Source organism: Streptomyces sp. NBC_00376, from assembly GCF_036077095.1.
In the GTDB taxonomy this organism is placed as follows: Bacteria; Actinomycetota; Actinomycetes; order Streptomycetales; family Streptomycetaceae; genus Streptomyces.
Genome location: NZ_CP107960.1, coordinates 3587155 through 3602047, shown reverse-complemented (window position 1 = coordinate 3602047; position 14893 = coordinate 3587155). Strand labels below are relative to the sequence as shown.

The window sequence follows — 14893 nt, the reverse complement described above, 5'->3', positions numbered from 1 at the left end:
ACCCCTCGGGTCGGACGTACGGGAATCTTCCGGGAAGCGTCAGTGGGGCACCGGCCAGGCACCCGGTGGGTGTTTCGCCCCCGGTCCTGCGGTCCTCGGGCCCGCACCCCCTTGGTTGGGAAATCCTTCGGGAGATCTGCGTAGAGGGGATGCGACACGCCCGACCGCGTGGGTCGGAGGTGGAGTCGTTAGAACTCCCGGGTTCCAGAGCGTTATGAGAGACAGGACTACTAGTAGCCATGGCGGGACAGAAGATCCGCATCCGGCTCAAGGCCTACGACCACGAGGTCATCGACTCCTCGGCGAAGAAGATCGTCGAGACGGTGACCCGCACTGGTGCGTCGGTCGCGGGCCCGGTGCCGCTGCCCACTGAGAAGAACGTGTACTGCGTCATCAAGTCGCCGCACAAGTACAAGGACTCGCGCGAGCACTTCGAGATGCGCACGCACAAGCGCCTCATCGACATCCTCGACCCCACGCCGAAGACGGTTGACTCGCTGATGCGTCTCGACCTGCCGGCGGGCGTCGACATCGAGATCAAGCTCTGAGGTGACGCGCGAGATGGCTAAGAACATTAAGGGCGTCCTGGGCGAGAAGCTCGGCATGACCCAGGTCTGGGACGAGAACAACCGGGTCGTCCCGGTGACCGTCGTCAAGGCCGGGCCCTGCGTCGTCACCCAGGTCCGCACCAACGACAACGACGGCTACGAGGCAGTCCAGATCGCCTTCGGCGAGATCGACCCCCGCAAGGTGAACAAGCCCCTCAAGGGCCACTTCGCCAAGGCCGACGTGACCCCGCGCCGCCACCTGGTGGAGCTCCGCACCCCTGACGCCAGCGAGTACACGCTGGGCCAGGAGGTCACTGCCGAGGTGTTCGAGTCCGGCGTCAAGGTTGACGTCACGGGCAAGAGCAAGGGCAAGGGCTTCGCCGGTGTGATGAAGCGTCACAACTTCAAGGGTGGCAAGGCGTCCCACGGTGCCCACCGTGTGCACCGCATGCCCGGCTCCATCGGTGGCTGTGCCACCCCCGGCCGTGTCTTCAAGGGCATGCGCATGGCGGGTCGCATGGGCAACGAGCGTGTCACCACCCAGAACCTGACCATCCACGCGGTTGACGCGGAGAAGGGTCTGCTCCTCATCAAGGGCGCAGTCCCCGGTCCGAACGGCGGCCTCGTCCTGGTCCGTACCGCGGCCAAGGGGGCTTGAGGTAATGAGCACCATTGACATCCTTTCGCCGGCAGGCGACAAGGCCGGTACCGTCGAGCTCCCCGCGGAGATCTTCGACGCGAAGACCAGCGTTCCGCTGATCCACCAGGTCGTCGTCGCACAGCTGGCAGCTGCCCGTCAGGGCACGCACAAGACCAAGACCCGCGGCGAAGTCCGTGGTGGTGGCCGCAAGCCGTACCGCCAGAAGGGCACCGGCCGCGCGCGCCAGGGTTCGACCCGTGCGCCGCAGTTCGCCGGCGGTGGCGTCGTCCACGGCCCGCAGCCGCGTGACTACTCGCAGCGGACCCCGAAGAAGATGAAGGCCGCCGCCCTGCGTGGTGCCCTCTCCGACCGGGCCCGTCACTCCCGCATCCACGTCGTCACCGGCGTGGTCGACGGTGCAGTCTCCACGAAGGCCGCCAAGACGCTGTTCGGCAAGATCTCGGAGCGCAAGAACCTGCTCCTGGTCGTCGAGCGTGCCGACGAGGCCGCGTGGCTGTCCGCCCGCAACCTGCCCCAGGTGCACATCCTGGAGCCGGGCCAGCTGAACACGTACGACGTGATCGTCTCTGACGACGTGGTCTTCACCCAGGCCGCCCTCGAGTCCTTCGTGTCTGGCCCCCAGACCGCTGAGACCGAAGGGAGCGACGCCTGATGAGCGAGGCGACCGTTACCAGCAAGACCTACTCGGACCCGCGCGACGTTCTCGTCAAGCCGGTCGTTTCCGAGAAGAGCTACGCGCTGCTCGACGAGAACAAGTACACGTTCATCGTCGCGCCCGGCTCCAACAAGACCCAGATCAAGCAGGCCGTGGAAGCGGTCTTCTCGGTCAAGGTCACCGGGGTCAACACGATCAACCGGCAGGGTAAGCGCAAGCGCACCAAGACCGGTTTCGGCAAGCGCGCTGACACCAAGCGCGCCATCGTGACCCTCGCCGAGGGCGACCGTATCGACATCTTCGGCGGCCCGACCTCCTGACGGAGGTCGAGTCGTCCGGAATCGGACGAGGACTGAGAAATGGGTATCCGCAAGTACAAGCCGACGACCCCGGGCCGTCGTGGCTCCAGCGTCGCCGACTTTGTCGAGATCACGCGGTCCACGCCGGAGAAGTCGCTGGTCCGCCCCCTGCACAGCAAGGGCGGCCGTAACAACGCCGGTCGTGTGACCGTTCGCCACCAGGGCGGTGGCCACAAGCGCGCCTACCGAGTGATCGACTTCCGTCGTCACGACAAGGACGGCGTGCCGGCCAAGGTCGCGCACATCGAGTACGACCCCAACCGCACCGCGCGCATCGCGCTCCTGCACTACGCGGACGGCGAGAAGCGCTACATCATCGCGCCGCGTGGCCTGTCGCAGGGCGACCGTGTCGAGAACGGCCCGGCCGCCGACATCAAGCCCGGCAACAACCTGGCGCTGCGCAACATCCCGGTCGGTACGACCATCCACGCCATCGAGCTGCGGCCCGGCGGCGGCGCGAAGTTCGCCCGTTCCGCGGGTGCCTCCGTGCAGCTGCTGGCGAAGGAGGGCACCATGGCCCACCTTCGTATGCCGTCGGGTGAGATCCGCCTGGTCGACGCCCGCTGCCGCGCCACCATCGGCGAGGTCGGCAACGCCGAGCAGTCGAACATCAACTGGGGCAAGGCCGGCCGCATGCGCTGGAAGGGCGTTCGCCCGACCGTCCGCGGTGTCGCGATGAACCCGGTTGACCACCCGCACGGTGGTGGTGAAGGCAAGACCTCCGGTGGTCGCCACCCGGTCTCGCCGTGGGGTCAGAAGGAGGGTCGTACTCGTTCGCCGAAGAAGGCATCGAACAAGTACATCGTCCGCCGCCGCAAGACGAACAAGAAGCGCTAGGAGCGGGTTTAGATGCCGCGCAGTCTCAAGAAGGGGCCCTTCGTCGACGGCCACCTCATCAAGAAGGTGGAAGTTCAGAACGAGGCAGGCACCAAGAACGTCATCAAGACCTGGTCCCGTCGCTCGATGATCGTCCCGGCCATGCTGGGTCACACCATCGCGGTGCACAACGGCAAGATCCACGTCCCGGTGTTCGTCACCGAGTCGATGGTCGGCCACAAGCTCGGCGAGTTCTCGCCGACTCGCACCTTCCGCGGCCACGTCAAGGACGACCGGAAGTCGAAGCGCCGCTAACCGCGGGGTGGAAACGACTATGACTTACACCGAAGGGACAACCATGGAAGCCAGGGCCCAGGCGCGGTACATCCGCGTCACGCCCATGAAGGCCCGCCGCGTGGTGGACCTCATCCGTGGCATGGATGCCACGGAGGCTCAGGCGGTCCTGCGTTTCGCCCCGCAGGCCGCGAGCGTGCCGGTTGGCAAGGTGCTGGACAGCGCCATCGCCAACGCCGCACACAACTACGACCACACCGACGCCTCTTCGCTGGTCATCAGCGAGGCGTACGTGGACGAGGGCCCGACCCTGAAGCGGTTCCGTCCGCGTGCTCAGGGCCGTGCCTACCGGATCCGTAAGCGGACCAGCCACATCACCGTGGTCGTCAGCAGCAAGGAAGGAACCCGGTAATGGGCCAGAAGGTAAACCCGCACGGGTTCCGGCTCGGCATTACCACGGACTTCAAGTCCCGTTGGTACGCCGACAAGCTGTACAAGGACTACGTCAAGGAAGACGTCGCCATTCGTCGCATGATGACGAAGGGCATGGAGCGGGCCGGCATCTCGAAGGTCGAGATCGAGCGCACCCGCGACCGCGTCCGCGTTGACATCCACACCGCCCGCCCGGGCATCGTCATCGGCCGCCGCGGCGCCGAGGCCGACCGCATCCGTGGCGAGCTGGAGAAGCTGACCGGCAAGCAGGTCCAGCTGAACATCCTCGAGGTCAAGAACCCCGAGGTGGACGCTCAGCTGGTGGCCCAGGCCGTCGCCGAGCAGCTCTCCTCCCGCGTCTCCTTCCGTCGGGCCATGCGCAAGAGCATGCAGAGCTCGATGAAGGCCGGCGCCAAGGGCATCAAGATCCAGTGCGGTGGCCGCCTCGGCGGCGCCGAGATGTCCCGCTCGGAGTTCTACCGCGAGGGCCGTGTGCCCCTGCACACGCTCCGCGCGAACGTCGACTACGGCTTCTTCGAGGCCAAGACGACCTTCGGCCGCATCGGCGTGAAGGTCTGGATCTACAAGGGCGACGTCAAGAACATCGCCGAGGTCCGCGCCGAGAACGCCGCTGCCCGCGCAGGCAACCGCCCGGCCCGTGGCGGCGCTGACCGCCCGGCCGGCCGTGGTGGCCGCGGTGGCGAGCGTGGCGGTCGCGGTCGCAAGCCGCAGCAGCAGTCGGCTCAGACCGAGGCCCCCAAGGCCGAGGCTCCCGCCGCTGCCGCTCCGGCTGCCGAGAGCACCGGAACGGAGGCCTGACCGAAATGCTGATCCCCCGTAGGGTCAAGCACCGCAAGCAGCACCACCCGAAGCGCAGCGGTATGTCCAAGGGTGGCACGCAGGTTGCGTTCGGCGAGTACGGCATCCAGGCGCTGACCCCGGCGTACGTGACGAACCGCCAGATCGAGGCAGCTCGTATCGCGATGACCCGCCACATCAAGCGTGGCGGCAAGGTCTGGATCAACATCTACCCGGACCGTCCCCTGACGAAGAAGCCGGCCGAGACCCGCATGGGTTCCGGTAAGGGTTCTCCCGAGTGGTGGATCGCGAACGTCAAGCCGGGTCGCGTGATGTTCGAGCTGTCCTACCCGAACGAGAAGATTGCTCGTGAGGCGCTCACCCGCGCTGCTCACAAGCTTCCGATGAAGTGCCGCATCGTTCGGCGCGAGGCAGGTGAGGCGTGATGTCGGCCGGAACCAAGGCGTCCGAGCTGCGCGAGCTGGGCAACGAGGAGCTGCTCAACAAGCTCCGCGAGGCCAAGGAAGAGCTGTTCAACCTCCGCTTCCAGGCGGCGACCGGGCAGCTCGAGAACCACGGCCGGCTCAAGTCCGTCCGTAAGGACATCGCCCGGATCTACACCCTGATGCGCGAGCGCGAGCTGGGCATCGAGACGGTGGAGAGCGTCTGATGAGCGAGAAGACTGTGACTGAGACGAACACCGACCGCGGTTTCCGCAAGACCCGTGAGGGTCTGGTCGTCAGCGACAAGATGGACAAGACCGTCGTCGTCGCTGTCGAGGACCGTGTCAAGCACGCGCTGTACGGCAAGGTCATCCGCCGTACGAACAAGCTCAAGGCGCACGACGAGCAGAACGCCGCCGGCGTCGGCGACCGCGTCCTCCTGATGGAGACCCGGCCGCTGTCCGCCACGAAGCGGTGGCGCGTCGTCGAGATCCTCGAGAAGGCCAAGTAATTCCTGAGGGGCATTCCCCTCAGGCAAGTTCCGCCAGGCTCGGCGGGGGCTCGTTCCGGTGACGGAGCGGCCCCCGCCGGGAACCGGCAGACGATCAGGAGATAGACGTGATCCAGCAGGAGTCGCGACTTCGCGTCGCCGACAACACGGGTGCGAAGGAAATCCTCACCATCCGTGTTCTCGGTGGTTCGGGTCGCCGCTACGCGGGCATCGGTGACGTCATCGTCGCCACCGTCAAGGACGCGATCCCCGGTGGCAACGTGAAGAAGGGTGACGTCGTCAAGGCCGTCATCGTTCGCACCGTCAAGGAGCGTCGCCGTCAGGATGGCTCGTACATCCGCTTCGACGAGAACGCCGCCGTCATTCTGAAGAACGACGGTGACCCCCGCGGCACCCGCATCTTCGGCCCGGTGGGCCGGGAACTGCGCGAGAAGAAGTTCATGAAGATCATCTCGCTCGCGCCGGAGGTGCTGTAAGCATGAAGATCAAGAAGGGCGACCTGGTTCAGGTCATCACCGGTAAGGACAAGGGCAAGCAGGGCAAGGTCATCGTGGCCTACCCCGCTCAGGACCGCGTCCTCGTCGAGGGTGTCAACCGGGTCAAGAAGCACACCAAGGCCGGTCAGACCGCTCGCGGTTCGCAGACCGGTGGCATCGTCACGACCGAGGCCCCCATCCACGTGAGCAACGTTCAGCTCGTCGTGGAGAAGGACGGCAACAAGGTCGTCACGCGCGTCGGATACCGCTTCGACGACGAAGGCAACAAGATCCGCGTTGCCAAGCGGACGGGTGAGGACATCTGATGGCTACCACCACCACTCCGCGTCTGAAGACGAAGTACCGCGAGGAAATCTCCGGCAAGCTGCGTGAGGAGTTCTCGTACGAGAACGTCATGCAGATCCCCGGTCTGGTCAAGATCGTGGTCAACATGGGTGTGGGCGACGCCGCCCGCGACTCCAAGCTGATCGACGGCGCCGTGCGCGACCTCACCACGATCACCGGTCAGAAGCCGGCCGTGACCAAGGCCCGCAAGTCCATCGCGCAGTTCAAGCTGCGCGAGGGGCAGCCGATCGGCTGCCACGTCACCCTCCGTGGTGACCGCATGTGGGAGTTCCTGGACCGTACGCTGTCGCTCGCGCTGCCGCGTATCCGTGACTTCCGTGGTCTGTCGCCGAAGCAGTTCGACGGCCGTGGCAACTACACGTTCGGTCTCACGGAGCAGGTCATGTTCCACGAGATCGACCAGGACAAGATCGACCGGGTCCGGGGCATGGACATCACCGTGGTCACCACGGCGACCAACGACGACGAGGGTCGTGCCCTCCTTCGTCACCTCGGCTTCCCGTTCAAGGAGAACTGACCGTGGCGAAGAAGGCTCTGATCGCTAAGGCCGCCCGTAAGCCGAAGTTCGGCGTTCGCGGGTACACCCGCTGCCAGCGCTGCGGCCGGCCCCACTCCGTCTACCGCAAGTTCGGCCTGTGCCGCGTGTGCCTTCGTGAGATGGCTCACCGTGGCGAGCTGCCGGGCGTGACCAAGAGCTCCTGGTAATTCTCCTTCGCCCTCCGGGCGTTGGGAATTGACGGAAGCTCTCGGTAAGCATCTGGTCGGCAGGAGCCCGCCCTCACATGCCGTAGGCTTGTGGGGTTGGGCGCCTGCCGCCCAAGACCGACTTACTACGCCGTAGGTCCCCGCACCGCACCCGTCCTGCCTCTGAGTAGGGAGAGGGATGGCGCATACAGGAAACCCCGGCGAGAGAGGCCGAAGGCCAATTCATGACCATGACTGATCCCATCGCAGACATGCTCACGCGTCTGCGTAACGCGAACTCGGCGTACCACGACTCCGTCGTGATGCCGCACAGCAAGATCAAGTCGCACATCGCGGAGATCCTCCAGCAGGAGGGCTTCATCACCGGCTGGAAGGTCGAGGACGCCGAGGTCGGCAAGAACCTCGTCCTCGAGCTGAAGTTCGGCCCGAACCGCGAGCGCTCGATCGCCGGCATCAAGCGAATCTCGAAGCCGGGTCTGCGTGTATACGCAAAGTCCACCAACCTGCCGAAGGTCCTCGGCGGCCTGGGCGTGGCGATCATCTCCACGTCCCACGGTCTCCTGACCGGCCAGCAGGCCAGCAAGAAGGGCGTAGGTGGGGAAGTCCTCGCCTACGTCTGGTAGTCGGGAACGGAGGAATAGCTCATGTCGCGAATCGGCAAGCTCCCCATCCAGGTTCCCGCCGGTGTGGACGTCACCATCGATGGCCGCACGGTCGCGGTGAAGGGGCCCAAGGGCACCCTCTCGCACACCGTCGCGTCGCCGATCGAGGTCACCAAGGGTGAGGACGGCTTCCTCAGCGTCACCCGCCCGAACGACGAGCGTCAGAACAAGGCCCTTCACGGCCTGTCCCGCACGCTGGTGGCGAACATGATCACCGGTGTGACCCAGGGATACACCAAGGCGCTCGAGATCAGTGGTGTCGGTTACCGCGTCCAGGCGAAGGGCTCCAACCTGGAGTTCGCCCTGGGCTACAGCCACCCGATCCTGATCGAGGCCCCGGAGGGCATCACCTTCAAGGTGGAGTCCCCCACGAAGTTCTCCGTCGAGGGCATCGACAAGCAGAAGGTCGGCGAGACCGCGGCCAAGATCCGCAAGCTGCGGAAGCCTGACCCGTACAAGGCCAAGGGCGTCAAGTACGCCGGCGAGGTCATCCGCCGCAAGGTCGGAAAGGCTGGTAAGTAGCCATGGCATACGGCGTGAAGATCGCCAAGGGCGACGCCTACAAGCGTGCCGCCCTCAAGCGTCGCCACATCCGCGTCCGCAAGCACATCTCCGGTTCGCCGGAGCGTCCGCGCTTGGTCGTGACGCGGTCCAACCGCCACATGGTGGCTCAGGTCATCGACGACATCGCGGGCCACACGCTCGCGTCGGCGTCGACCCTGGACGCTTCCATCCGTGGTGGCGAGGGCGACAAGAGCACCCAGGCCAAGCAGGTCGGCGCCCTGGTCGCTGAGCGCGCCAAGGCCGCAGGCGTCGAGGCCGTCGTGTTTGACCGCGGTGGTAACCAGTACGCCGGGCGGATTGCCGCTCTGGCTGACGCCGCCCGTGAAGCCGGTCTGAAGTTCTGAGCCCGGTTCCTACGCACAGCGGACGTAACAGAGAGAGGTAAATCCAATGGCTGGACCCCAGCGCCGCGGAAGCGGTGCCGGTGGCGGCGAGCGGCGGGACCGGAAGGGCCGTGACGGCGGCGCAGCTGCCGCCGAGAAGACCGCGTACGTTGAGCGCGTTGTCGCGATCAACCGCGTCGCCAAGGTTGTGAAGGGTGGTCGTCGCTTCAGCTTCACCGCGCTGGTCGTGGTGGGCGATGGTGACGGCACCGTCGGTGTCGGTTACGGCAAGGCCAAGGAAGTTCCCGCGGCCATCGCCAAGGGTGTCGAGGAAGCCAAGAAGAACTTCTTCAAGGTTCCGCGCATCCAGGGCACCATTCCTCACCCGATCCAGGGCGAGAAGGCTGCGGGCGTCGTCCTGCTGAAGCCTGCTTCCCCCGGTACCGGTGTTATCGCCGGTGGCCCGGTGCGCGCCGTTCTGGAGTGCGCCGGCGTTCACGACATCCTGTCGAAGTCGCTCGGCTCCGACAACGCGATCAACATCGTGCACGCGACCGTGGAGGCCCTCAAGGGCCTGCAGCGTCCCGAGGAGATCGCGGCCCGCCGCGGTCTGCCGCTCGAGGACGTCGCCCCCGCGGCTCTGCTTCGTGCGCGTGCGGGAGCGGGTGCGTAATGGCTCGCCTCAAGATCACGCAGACGAAGTCGTACATCGGCAGCAAGCAGAACCACCGTGACACCCTGCGTTCGCTCGGGCTCAAGCGCCTGAACGACGTGGTCGTCAAGGAGGACCGTCCCGAGTTCCGCGGCATGGCTCACACCGTGCGCCACCTCGTGACGGTTGAGGAGGTCGACTGACATGGCGGAGAACAAGCCGCTGAAGGCCCATGACCTCCGGCCCGCCCCGGGCGCCAAGACCGCCAAGACCCGTGTGGGTCGTGGTGAGGCGTCCAAGGGTAAGACCGCCGGTCGTGGCACCAAGGGCACCAAGGCCCGTTACCAGGTTCCGGAGCGCTTCGAGGGTGGGCAGATGCCCCTCCACATGCGTCTCCCGAAGCTCAAGGGCTTCAAGAACCCGTTCCGCACCGAGTACCAGGTCGTGAACCTGGACAAGCTCGCGACGCTCTACCCCGAGGGTGGAGAGGTCACCGTGGCCGACCTGGTCGCCAAGGGTGCGGTGCGCAACAACCACCTCGTCAAGGTCCTCGGACAGGGCGAGATCTCCGTGGCGCTGCAGGTTTCGGTTGACGCCGTCTCCGGCTCCGCCAAGGAGAAGATTGCCGCCGCCGGCGGCACCGTCACCGAGCTCGTCTGAGACAACTCGATGGCCTGAACATCCGACCGGGGATGCCTCTTATTTGGGGCATCCCCGGTTGGTCGTTCCTAGGGGGGCATGGTCGCCGGTAAGGTGGCGTGCGTTGTTGTGTGGTATCCCTCTGGGCACCCGCCCCGGGGACTTTGACTTTTACGTATTCGTCGATCCTCAAGACCGTCACCTCTACGCTTTGCGCGGGGGTCGCAGGAGGCACCGTGCTCACCGCGTTCGCCCGGGCGTTCAAGACGCCCGACCTGCGCAAGAAGCTGCTCTTCACGCTCGGCATCATCGTGCTCTACCGGCTCGGGGCACACATCCCGGTACCGGGAGTGAGCTACGAGAACGTCCAGACCTGTGTTGATCAGGCCAGCAAGGGCAACAACAGCCTCTTCGGCCTGGTGAACATGTTCAGCGGTGGTGCACTGCTGCAGATCACGATCTTCGCGCTCGGCATCATGCCGTACATCACGGCCAGCATCATTCTTCAGCTGCTGACCGTGGTCATTCCCCGACTCGAGGCGCTCAAGAAGGAGGGGCAGTCCGGTCAGGCGAAGATCACGCAGTACACGCGTTATCTGACCGTCGCGCTCGCCATCCTCCAGGGCACCGGCCTGGTGGCCACCGCCACCAGCGGCGCCCTCTTCAGCGGCTGCCCGGTCGCCGACCAGATCGTCCCGAACCAGTCGATCTTCACGACCATCGTGATGGTCATCACGATGACCGCGGGCACCGCGGCCGTCATGTGGCTCGGTGAGCTCATCACCGACCGCGGCATCGGCAACGGCATGTCGATCCTGATGTTCATCTCGATCGCCGCCAGCTTCCCCGGTGCCCTGTGGGCCATCAAGACCAGCGGCAAGCTGGCCGACGGCTGGATCGAGTTCGGCACCGTCATCCTGATCGGCTTCGTGATGGTGGGCCTCGTCGTCTTCGTCGAGCAGGCCCAGCGCCGTATCCCGGTGCAGTACGCGAAGCGCATGATCGGCCGCAGGTCGTACGGCGGTACGTCGACGTACATCCCGCTGAAGGTCAATCAGGCGGGTGTGATTCCCGTCATCTTCGCTTCTTCGCTGCTCTACATCCCTGCCCTGATCGTCCAGTTCTCCAACTCCACTGCGGGCTGGGCGACATGGATCAAGGACAACTTCGTCAAGGGCGACCACCCGTACTACATCACGGCGTACTTCCTGTTGATCGTTTTCTTCGCCTTCTTCTATGTGGCGATCTCGTTCAACCCCGAGGAAGTCGCCGACAACATGAAGAAGTATGGTGGGTTCATCCCGGGTATCCGGGCTGGTCGACCTACTGCCGAGTACCTGAGCTACGTGCTCAACAGGATCACTTGGCCGGGCTCGCTGTACTTGGGTCTGATCGCTCTTGTGCCGACGATGGCGTTGGCAGGCTTCGGTGGTGCGAACGCCAACTTCCCGTTCGGCGGGACGAGCATCCTGATCATCGTGGGTGTGGGGCTGGAGACCGTGAAGCAGATCGAGAGCCAGCTCCAGCAGCGCAATTACGAAGGGTTCCTCCGCTGATGCGAATCGTCCTCGTCGGGCCGCCCGGTGCCGGCAAGGGAACGCAGGCTGCGTACCTTGCCAAGAACCTGTCGATTCCGCAGATCTCCACGGGCGATCTCTTCCGCGCCAACATCAGCCAGGGCACCGACCTTGGCAAGCAGGCCCGCTCCTTCATGGACGCAGGCAAGTTGGTCCCGGACGAGGTCACCATCGGGATGGCCAAGGACCGCATGTCCCAGCCGGACGCCGAGAACGGCTTCCTGCTGGACGGCTTCCCGCGCAACGTGGGTCAGGCCGAGGCTCTTGACGCCATGCTCAAGGACGAGGGCACCAAGCTCGACGCGGTCCTGGACCTCGAAGTCCCCGAGGACGAGGTGGTCAAGCGCATCGCCGGCCGCCGTATCTGCCGGAACGACGGCTCGCACGTCTTCCACGCGACGTACAACCCGCCGAAGGCCGAGGGCGTCTGCGACGTCTGCGGCGGCGAGCTGTACCAGCGTGACGACGACTCCGAGGAGACGGTGCGCACCCGGCTGGAGGTCTACCACACGCAGACCGAGCCGATCATCGACTACTACCGGGCCCAGAACCTGGTGGTCACCATCTCCGCGCTCGGCAAGGTCACCGATGTGACCGAGCGCGCGATGGAGGCTCTCAAGTCCGACAAGGGCTGAGCGCAGAACCCGCAGTACTTGTGCAGTCGGCCGCGGCGTCCATGGGCGCCGCGGCCGACTGTTTGCGCCGTATCGTTGTGTGCGTACGCCGCAGACATCACCGTTCGATGCAGTCCGATGCAGAGAGGCGCCGTGCAATGGTGCAGATCAAGACCCCCGAGCAGATCGCGAAGATGCGCGAGGCGGGGCTGGTGGTCGCTGCCATTCACGCGGCCACCCGCGAGGCGGCGGTGCCCGGCGCCACCACGCTGGACCTGGACCAGGTCGCCCGCAAGGTGATCGCCGATCACGGTGCGAAGTCGAACTTCCTCGGTTACGGCGGGTTCCCCGCGACCATCTGCACCTCGGTCAACGAGGTCGTCGTCCACGGCATCCCGGACGAGAAGACGGTCCTCAAGGACGGCGACATCATCTCCATCGACGCCGGCGCGATCGTCGACGGCTGGCACGGCGACGCCGCGTACACGGCCTTCGTGGGCACCGGTCACGCTCCGGAGCTGGTCGAGCTCTCCCGGGTGACGGAGGAGTCCATGTGGGCCGGCATCGCCGCGATGAAGGTGAACAACCGCCTCGTCGACATCTCGAAGGCGATCGAGTCCTACATCCGCCGCCAGCCCCGCCCCGCCACCGGCAAGTACGGGATCATCGAGGACTACGGCGGCCACGGCATCGGCACCGAGATGCACATGGACCCGCACCTGCTGAACTACGTCGCCCGCAAGCGCGGCAAGGGCATCAAGCTCGTCCCCGGCGTCTGCCTGGCCATCGAGCCGATGGTCTCGCTCGGTACCGCGCAGACCGAGGTGCTCCAGGACGACTGGACGGTCATCACGACGGACGGCACCTGGTCCTCCCACTGGGAGCACTCGATCGCCCTCACCGAGCAGGGCCCCCTGGTCCTGACCGCCCCCGACTGCGGCCGGGCGAAGCTGGCGCAGTACGGGATCGAGGTAGCGCCGGACCCGCTGGGGTGACGACATGACCGCCGGCCGAAGCCTGTGAGGCGCTCCGGCGCCGAGCCCGCGAGGGCTGCGTGAAGGAGGGGCCGGCATCGAGGTGGCGCCGGACCCTTCCCCGAGGTCTTGAGGACCAGGGGATACCCCATCGGGTGACGACACCCGGGGGATTTGACCCGCTTGTCGAGGTCTAAGGATCTCCCTCGGTGGGCAAACTTGACGGATTCGTCTTTTGGGGTCCGCTGACGTAGACTGACTCGTCGGCTCTCGTGCATCAGTGTGTCCGCATGCTGTGCCGAAAGTCGATCAAGGTAGCCGATTCGAAAGGCGAAGCGTGGCCAAGAAGCAAGGTGCCATCGAAATTGAGGGCACCGTGATCGAGTCCCTCCCGAACGCCATGTTCAAGGTGGAGCTCCAGAACGGTCACAAGGTCCTCGCGCACATCAGCGGCAAGATGCGGATGCACTACATCCGAATCCTTCCGGATGACCGGGTCGTCGTGGAGCTCTCCCCGTACGACCTGACGCGTGGCCGGATCGTCTACCGCTACAAGTAGATCTTGCCTCCACCTCGCTTCCGCGTGGTGACGGCACTGACCCGGAGAACCTGACATCCCATGAAGGTCAAGCCGAGCGTCAAGAAGATCTGCGACAAGTGCAAGGTGATCCGCCGACACGGTCGGGTCATGGTCATCTGCGACAACCTGCGCCACAAGCAGCGCCAGGGCTGACGCACGACCCCCTGCATCTCGCAGCACTTCGCGCGACGCACGTAAAACGTACATACGCAGAGTCCGTCCAAGCTTCGGCTGACGACACCTCCGGTGGGGGCCGGGGACCCGGGCGTACCACCTCTCGTCACGAGAGGTCGGCGATCGGGAGCGGCACTGCGGAAGACCCCCGAATTAACAACTGGAGCCATTGAATGGCACGCGTTTCAGGTGTTGACATCCCGCGCGAAAAGCGCGTGGAGGTTGCCCTCACCTACGTCTTCGGTATCGGGCGCACCCGGTCCAAGGAGATTCTCGCCACCACTGGCGTGAACCCCAACACCCGCGTTCGCGACCTGGCCGAAGAGGACCTGGTCAAGATCCGCGAGTACGTGGACGCCAACCTCCGCACCGAGGGTGACCTCCGTCGCGAGATCCAGGCCGACATCCGCCGCAAGGTCGAGATCGGCTGCTACCAGGGTCTGCGTCACCGCCGCGGCCTGCCGGTCCACGGCCAGCGCACCAGCACGAACGCTCGTACCCGCAAGGGCCCGCGTCGCGCGATCGCCGGTAAGAAGAAGCCGGGCAAGAAGTAGTCCTCAGCGGACGCACTGCGGACGTCCGGGCCACCGGTCATCCGCAGCAACCAGCGGTCTTCGCTGTAGGACCGATCACCTCCCCTCTCCATCTGGAGTCAAGACATGCCCCCCAAGGGTCGTCAGGGCGCAGCCAAGAAGGTGCGTCGCAAGGAAAAGAAGAACGTCGCTCACGGCCACGCGCACATCAAGAGCACGTTCAACAACACGATCGTCTCGATCACGGACCCCTCGGGCAACGTGATCTCCTGGGCCTCCGCCGGCCACGTCGGCTTCAAGGGCTCGCGCAAGTCCACCCCCTTCGCCGCGCAGATGGCCGCCGAGTCGGCCGCCCGCCGCGCGCAGGAGCACGGCATGCGCAAGGTTGACGTCTTCGTCAAGGGTCCGGGCTCCGGCCGCGAGACCGCGATCCGTTCGCTCCAGGCCACCGGCCTGGAGGTCGGCTCGATCCAGGACGTCACCCCCACCCCGCACAACGGATGCCGCCCGCCCAAGCGTCGCCGCGTCTGATTTTTT

General features: G+C 65.6%; 28 protein-coding genes. All 28 read left to right on the top strand.

What is annotated here, in order from left to right:
• Nucleotides 1-239: 239 nt before the first annotated feature.
• The 28 genes from rpsJ to rpsK all read left to right on the top strand — a co-directional run bounded on the left by rpsJ (nt 240) and on the right by rpsK (nt 14887).
• Nucleotides 240-548, top strand: a complete 309-nt coding sequence (gene rpsJ, locus OG842_RS16090) for a 30S ribosomal protein S10 (protein WP_003948644.1) — start codon at nt 240-242, stop codon at nt 546-548.
• A 13-nt stretch (nt 549-561) separates the two neighbouring features.
• Nucleotides 562-1206, top strand: a complete 645-nt coding sequence (gene rplC / locus OG842_RS16085; RefSeq protein ID WP_072485542.1) for a 50S ribosomal protein L3 — start codon at nt 562-564, stop codon at nt 1204-1206.
• A 4-nt stretch (nt 1207-1210) separates the two neighbouring features.
• Nucleotides 1211-1861: a 50S ribosomal protein L4 gene (gene rplD, locus OG842_RS16080; protein ID WP_266730369.1), complete on the top strand. Its 651-nt coding sequence runs from the start codon at nt 1211-1213 to the stop codon at nt 1859-1861.
• The gene (gene rplW, locus OG842_RS16075) at nt 1861-2184 is read left to right on the top strand and encodes a 50S ribosomal protein L23 (protein ID WP_014154589.1); all 324 of its coding nucleotides are present in this window, start codon (nt 1861-1863) and stop codon (nt 2182-2184) included. Before rplD ends, rplW begins: the two co-directional genes overlap by 1 nt.
• Before the next feature lie 39 nt (nt 2185-2223).
• Nucleotides 2224-3060 (top strand): 50S ribosomal protein L2, encoded by an 837-nt coding sequence (gene rplB / locus OG842_RS16070; RefSeq protein ID WP_072485540.1) that lies wholly within the window; start codon nt 2224-2226, stop codon nt 3058-3060.
• 12 nt (nt 3061-3072) lie between these two features.
• On the top strand, nt 3073-3354 hold the full coding sequence (gene rpsS, locus OG842_RS16065) for a 30S ribosomal protein S19 (RefSeq protein WP_093540761.1): 282 nt from the start codon (nt 3073-3075) through the stop codon (nt 3352-3354).
• 43 nt (nt 3355-3397) lie between these two features.
• The gene (gene rplV / locus OG842_RS16060; protein WP_004571827.1) at nt 3398-3745 is read left to right on the top strand and encodes a 50S ribosomal protein L22; all 348 of its coding nucleotides are present in this window, start codon (nt 3398-3400) and stop codon (nt 3743-3745) included.
• Nucleotides 3745-4584 (top strand): 30S ribosomal protein S3, encoded by an 840-nt coding sequence (gene rpsC / locus OG842_RS16055; RefSeq protein WP_072485539.1) that lies wholly within the window; start codon nt 3745-3747, stop codon nt 4582-4584. The genes rplV and rpsC overlap by 1 nt, the downstream gene beginning before the upstream one ends.
• Nucleotides 4585-4589: 5 nt before the next feature.
• On the top strand, nt 4590-5009 hold the full coding sequence (gene rplP / locus OG842_RS16050; RefSeq protein ID WP_072485538.1) for a 50S ribosomal protein L16: 420 nt from the start codon (nt 4590-4592) through the stop codon (nt 5007-5009).
• Complete coding sequence (rpmC, locus tag OG842_RS16045; RefSeq protein ID WP_014047786.1) at nt 5009-5233, top strand: 50S ribosomal protein L29; 225 nt, start codon at nt 5009-5011, stop codon at nt 5231-5233. Before rplP ends, rpmC begins: the two co-directional genes overlap by 1 nt.
• Complete coding sequence (rpsQ, locus tag OG842_RS16040; protein WP_030977953.1) at nt 5233-5517, top strand: 30S ribosomal protein S17; 285 nt, start codon at nt 5233-5235, stop codon at nt 5515-5517. Before rpmC ends, rpsQ begins: the two co-directional genes overlap by 1 nt.
• A 107-nt stretch (nt 5518-5624) precedes the next feature.
• A complete protein-coding gene (rplN, locus tag OG842_RS16035) occupies nt 5625-5993 on the top strand; it encodes a 50S ribosomal protein L14 (RefSeq protein ID WP_003966950.1) in 369 nt (122 codons plus the stop codon).
• A gap of 2 nt (nt 5994-5995) precedes the next feature.
• Nucleotides 5996-6319 carry a 50S ribosomal protein L24 gene (gene rplX, locus OG842_RS16030; RefSeq protein ID WP_003966949.1) on the top strand — a complete coding sequence of 108 codons (324 nt, stop codon included), beginning with the start codon at nt 5996-5998 and terminating at the stop codon, nt 6317-6319.
• Nucleotides 6319-6876, top strand: a complete 558-nt coding sequence (gene rplE, locus OG842_RS16025) for a 50S ribosomal protein L5 (RefSeq protein ID WP_072485537.1) — start codon at nt 6319-6321, stop codon at nt 6874-6876. Before rplX ends, rplE begins: the two co-directional genes overlap by 1 nt.
• Nucleotides 6877-6878: 2 nt before the next feature.
• Nucleotides 6879-7064: a type Z 30S ribosomal protein S14 gene (locus tag OG842_RS16020; RefSeq protein ID WP_003948630.1), complete on the top strand. Its 186-nt coding sequence runs from the start codon at nt 6879-6881 to the stop codon at nt 7062-7064.
• A 224-nt stretch (nt 7065-7288) separates the two neighbouring features.
• Nucleotides 7289-7687 carry a 30S ribosomal protein S8 gene (gene rpsH, locus OG842_RS16015; RefSeq protein WP_037688013.1) on the top strand — a complete coding sequence of 133 codons (399 nt, stop codon included), beginning with the start codon at nt 7289-7291 and terminating at the stop codon, nt 7685-7687.
• 21 nt (nt 7688-7708) lie between these two features.
• Entirely contained in the window at nt 7709-8248 is a 540-nt protein-coding gene (gene rplF / locus OG842_RS16010; RefSeq protein ID WP_093540757.1) for a 50S ribosomal protein L6, read from the top strand.
• A 2-nt stretch (nt 8249-8250) separates the two neighbouring features.
• A complete protein-coding gene (gene rplR / locus OG842_RS16005; protein ID WP_072485534.1) occupies nt 8251-8634 on the top strand; it encodes a 50S ribosomal protein L18 in 384 nt (127 codons plus the stop codon).
• Nucleotides 8635-8680: 46 nt separating this feature from the next.
• The gene (gene rpsE / locus OG842_RS16000) at nt 8681-9286 is read left to right on the top strand and encodes a 30S ribosomal protein S5 (RefSeq protein WP_072485533.1); all 606 of its coding nucleotides are present in this window, start codon (nt 8681-8683) and stop codon (nt 9284-9286) included.
• Nucleotides 9286-9468 carry a 50S ribosomal protein L30 gene (gene rpmD / locus OG842_RS15995; protein WP_030914154.1) on the top strand — a complete coding sequence of 61 codons (183 nt, stop codon included), beginning with the start codon at nt 9286-9288 and terminating at the stop codon, nt 9466-9468. The genes rpsE and rpmD overlap by 1 nt, the downstream gene beginning before the upstream one ends.
• 1 nt (nt 9469) lies before the next feature.
• Nucleotides 9470-9925, top strand: coding sequence for a 50S ribosomal protein L15 (gene rplO, locus OG842_RS15990; protein WP_018550610.1), 456 nt, complete (start codon nt 9470-9472; stop codon nt 9923-9925).
• A gap of 215 nt (nt 9926-10140) precedes the next feature.
• A complete protein-coding gene (gene secY / locus OG842_RS15985; RefSeq protein ID WP_093540755.1) occupies nt 10141-11460 on the top strand; it encodes a preprotein translocase subunit SecY in 1320 nt (439 codons plus the stop codon).
• Nucleotides 11460-12116: an adenylate kinase gene (locus tag OG842_RS15980; RefSeq protein WP_266730363.1), complete on the top strand. Its 657-nt coding sequence runs from the start codon at nt 11460-11462 to the stop codon at nt 12114-12116. Before secY ends, OG842_RS15980 begins: the two co-directional genes overlap by 1 nt.
• Nucleotides 12117-12253: 137 nt before the next feature.
• Entirely contained in the window at nt 12254-13090 is an 837-nt protein-coding gene (map, locus tag OG842_RS15975) for a type I methionyl aminopeptidase (RefSeq protein ID WP_266730361.1), read from the top strand.
• 316 nt (nt 13091-13406) lie between these two features.
• Nucleotides 13407-13628 carry a translation initiation factor IF-1 gene (gene infA, locus OG842_RS15970; protein WP_003956442.1) on the top strand — a complete coding sequence of 74 codons (222 nt, stop codon included), beginning with the start codon at nt 13407-13409 and terminating at the stop codon, nt 13626-13628.
• Between the two features lie 60 nt (nt 13629-13688).
• Entirely contained in the window at nt 13689-13802 is a 114-nt protein-coding gene (rpmJ, locus tag OG842_RS15965; protein WP_003956441.1) for a 50S ribosomal protein L36, read from the top strand.
• Nucleotides 13803-13996: 194 nt separating this feature from the next.
• The gene (gene rpsM, locus OG842_RS15960) at nt 13997-14377 is read left to right on the top strand and encodes a 30S ribosomal protein S13 (protein WP_018519286.1); all 381 of its coding nucleotides are present in this window, start codon (nt 13997-13999) and stop codon (nt 14375-14377) included.
• 105 nt (nt 14378-14482) lie between these two features.
• The gene (rpsK, locus tag OG842_RS15955; protein ID WP_003956432.1) at nt 14483-14887 is read left to right on the top strand and encodes a 30S ribosomal protein S11; all 405 of its coding nucleotides are present in this window, start codon (nt 14483-14485) and stop codon (nt 14885-14887) included.
• Nucleotides 14888-14893 lie beyond the last annotated feature (6 nt).

Excerpts from the sequence above, each read along its gene's own strand:
- rpsM (WP_018519286.1), top strand. The coding sequence starts at position 13,997 with ATGGCACGCGTTTCAGGTGTTGACATCCCGCGCGAAAAGCGCGTGGAG.
- rplC (WP_072485542.1), top strand. The coding sequence starts at position 562 with ATGGCTAAGAACATTAAGGGCGTCCTGGGCGAGAAGCTCGGCATGACC.
- rpsE (WP_072485533.1), top strand. The coding sequence starts at position 8,681 with ATGGCTGGACCCCAGCGCCGCGGAAGCGGTGCCGGTGGCGGCGAGCGG.
- rpsJ (WP_003948644.1), top strand. The coding sequence starts at position 240 with ATGGCGGGACAGAAGATCCGCATCCGGCTCAAGGCCTACGACCACGAG.
- rpsC (WP_072485539.1), top strand. The coding sequence starts at position 3,745 with ATGGGCCAGAAGGTAAACCCGCACGGGTTCCGGCTCGGCATTACCACG.
- rpsS (WP_093540761.1), top strand. The coding sequence starts at position 3,073 with ATGCCGCGCAGTCTCAAGAAGGGGCCCTTCGTCGACGGCCACCTCATC.
- rpmC (WP_014047786.1), top strand. The coding sequence starts at position 5,009 with ATGTCGGCCGGAACCAAGGCGTCCGAGCTGCGCGAGCTGGGCAACGAG.
- rpmD (WP_030914154.1), top strand. The coding sequence starts at position 9,286 with ATGGCTCGCCTCAAGATCACGCAGACGAAGTCGTACATCGGCAGCAAG.
- rpsH (WP_037688013.1), top strand. The coding sequence starts at position 7,289 with ATGACCATGACTGATCCCATCGCAGACATGCTCACGCGTCTGCGTAAC.
- rplP (WP_072485538.1), top strand. The coding sequence starts at position 4,590 with ATGCTGATCCCCCGTAGGGTCAAGCACCGCAAGCAGCACCACCCGAAG.
- rpsQ (WP_030977953.1), top strand. The coding sequence starts at position 5,233 with ATGAGCGAGAAGACTGTGACTGAGACGAACACCGACCGCGGTTTCCGC.
- rplD (WP_266730369.1), top strand. The coding sequence starts at position 1,211 with ATGAGCACCATTGACATCCTTTCGCCGGCAGGCGACAAGGCCGGTACC.
- map (WP_266730361.1), top strand. The coding sequence starts at position 12,254 with ATGGTGCAGATCAAGACCCCCGAGCAGATCGCGAAGATGCGCGAGGCG.
- OG842_RS15980 (WP_266730363.1), top strand. The coding sequence starts at position 11,460 with ATGCGAATCGTCCTCGTCGGGCCGCCCGGTGCCGGCAAGGGAACGCAG.
- rplO (WP_018550610.1), top strand. The coding sequence starts at position 9,470 with ATGGCGGAGAACAAGCCGCTGAAGGCCCATGACCTCCGGCCCGCCCCG.
- rplW (WP_014154589.1), top strand. The coding sequence starts at position 1,861 with ATGAGCGAGGCGACCGTTACCAGCAAGACCTACTCGGACCCGCGCGAC.
- rplV (WP_004571827.1), top strand. The coding sequence starts at position 3,398 with ATGGAAGCCAGGGCCCAGGCGCGGTACATCCGCGTCACGCCCATGAAG.
- rplB (WP_072485540.1), top strand. The coding sequence starts at position 2,224 with ATGGGTATCCGCAAGTACAAGCCGACGACCCCGGGCCGTCGTGGCTCC.
- rplR (WP_072485534.1), top strand. The coding sequence starts at position 8,251 with ATGGCATACGGCGTGAAGATCGCCAAGGGCGACGCCTACAAGCGTGCC.
- rpmJ (WP_003956441.1), top strand. The coding sequence starts at position 13,689 with ATGAAGGTCAAGCCGAGCGTCAAGAAGATCTGCGACAAGTGCAAGGTG.
- rplF (WP_093540757.1), top strand. The coding sequence starts at position 7,709 with ATGTCGCGAATCGGCAAGCTCCCCATCCAGGTTCCCGCCGGTGTGGAC.
- rplE (WP_072485537.1), top strand. The coding sequence starts at position 6,319 with ATGGCTACCACCACCACTCCGCGTCTGAAGACGAAGTACCGCGAGGAA.
- rplX (WP_003966949.1), top strand. The coding sequence starts at position 5,996 with ATGAAGATCAAGAAGGGCGACCTGGTTCAGGTCATCACCGGTAAGGAC.
- rpsK (WP_003956432.1), top strand. The coding sequence starts at position 14,483 with ATGCCCCCCAAGGGTCGTCAGGGCGCAGCCAAGAAGGTGCGTCGCAAG.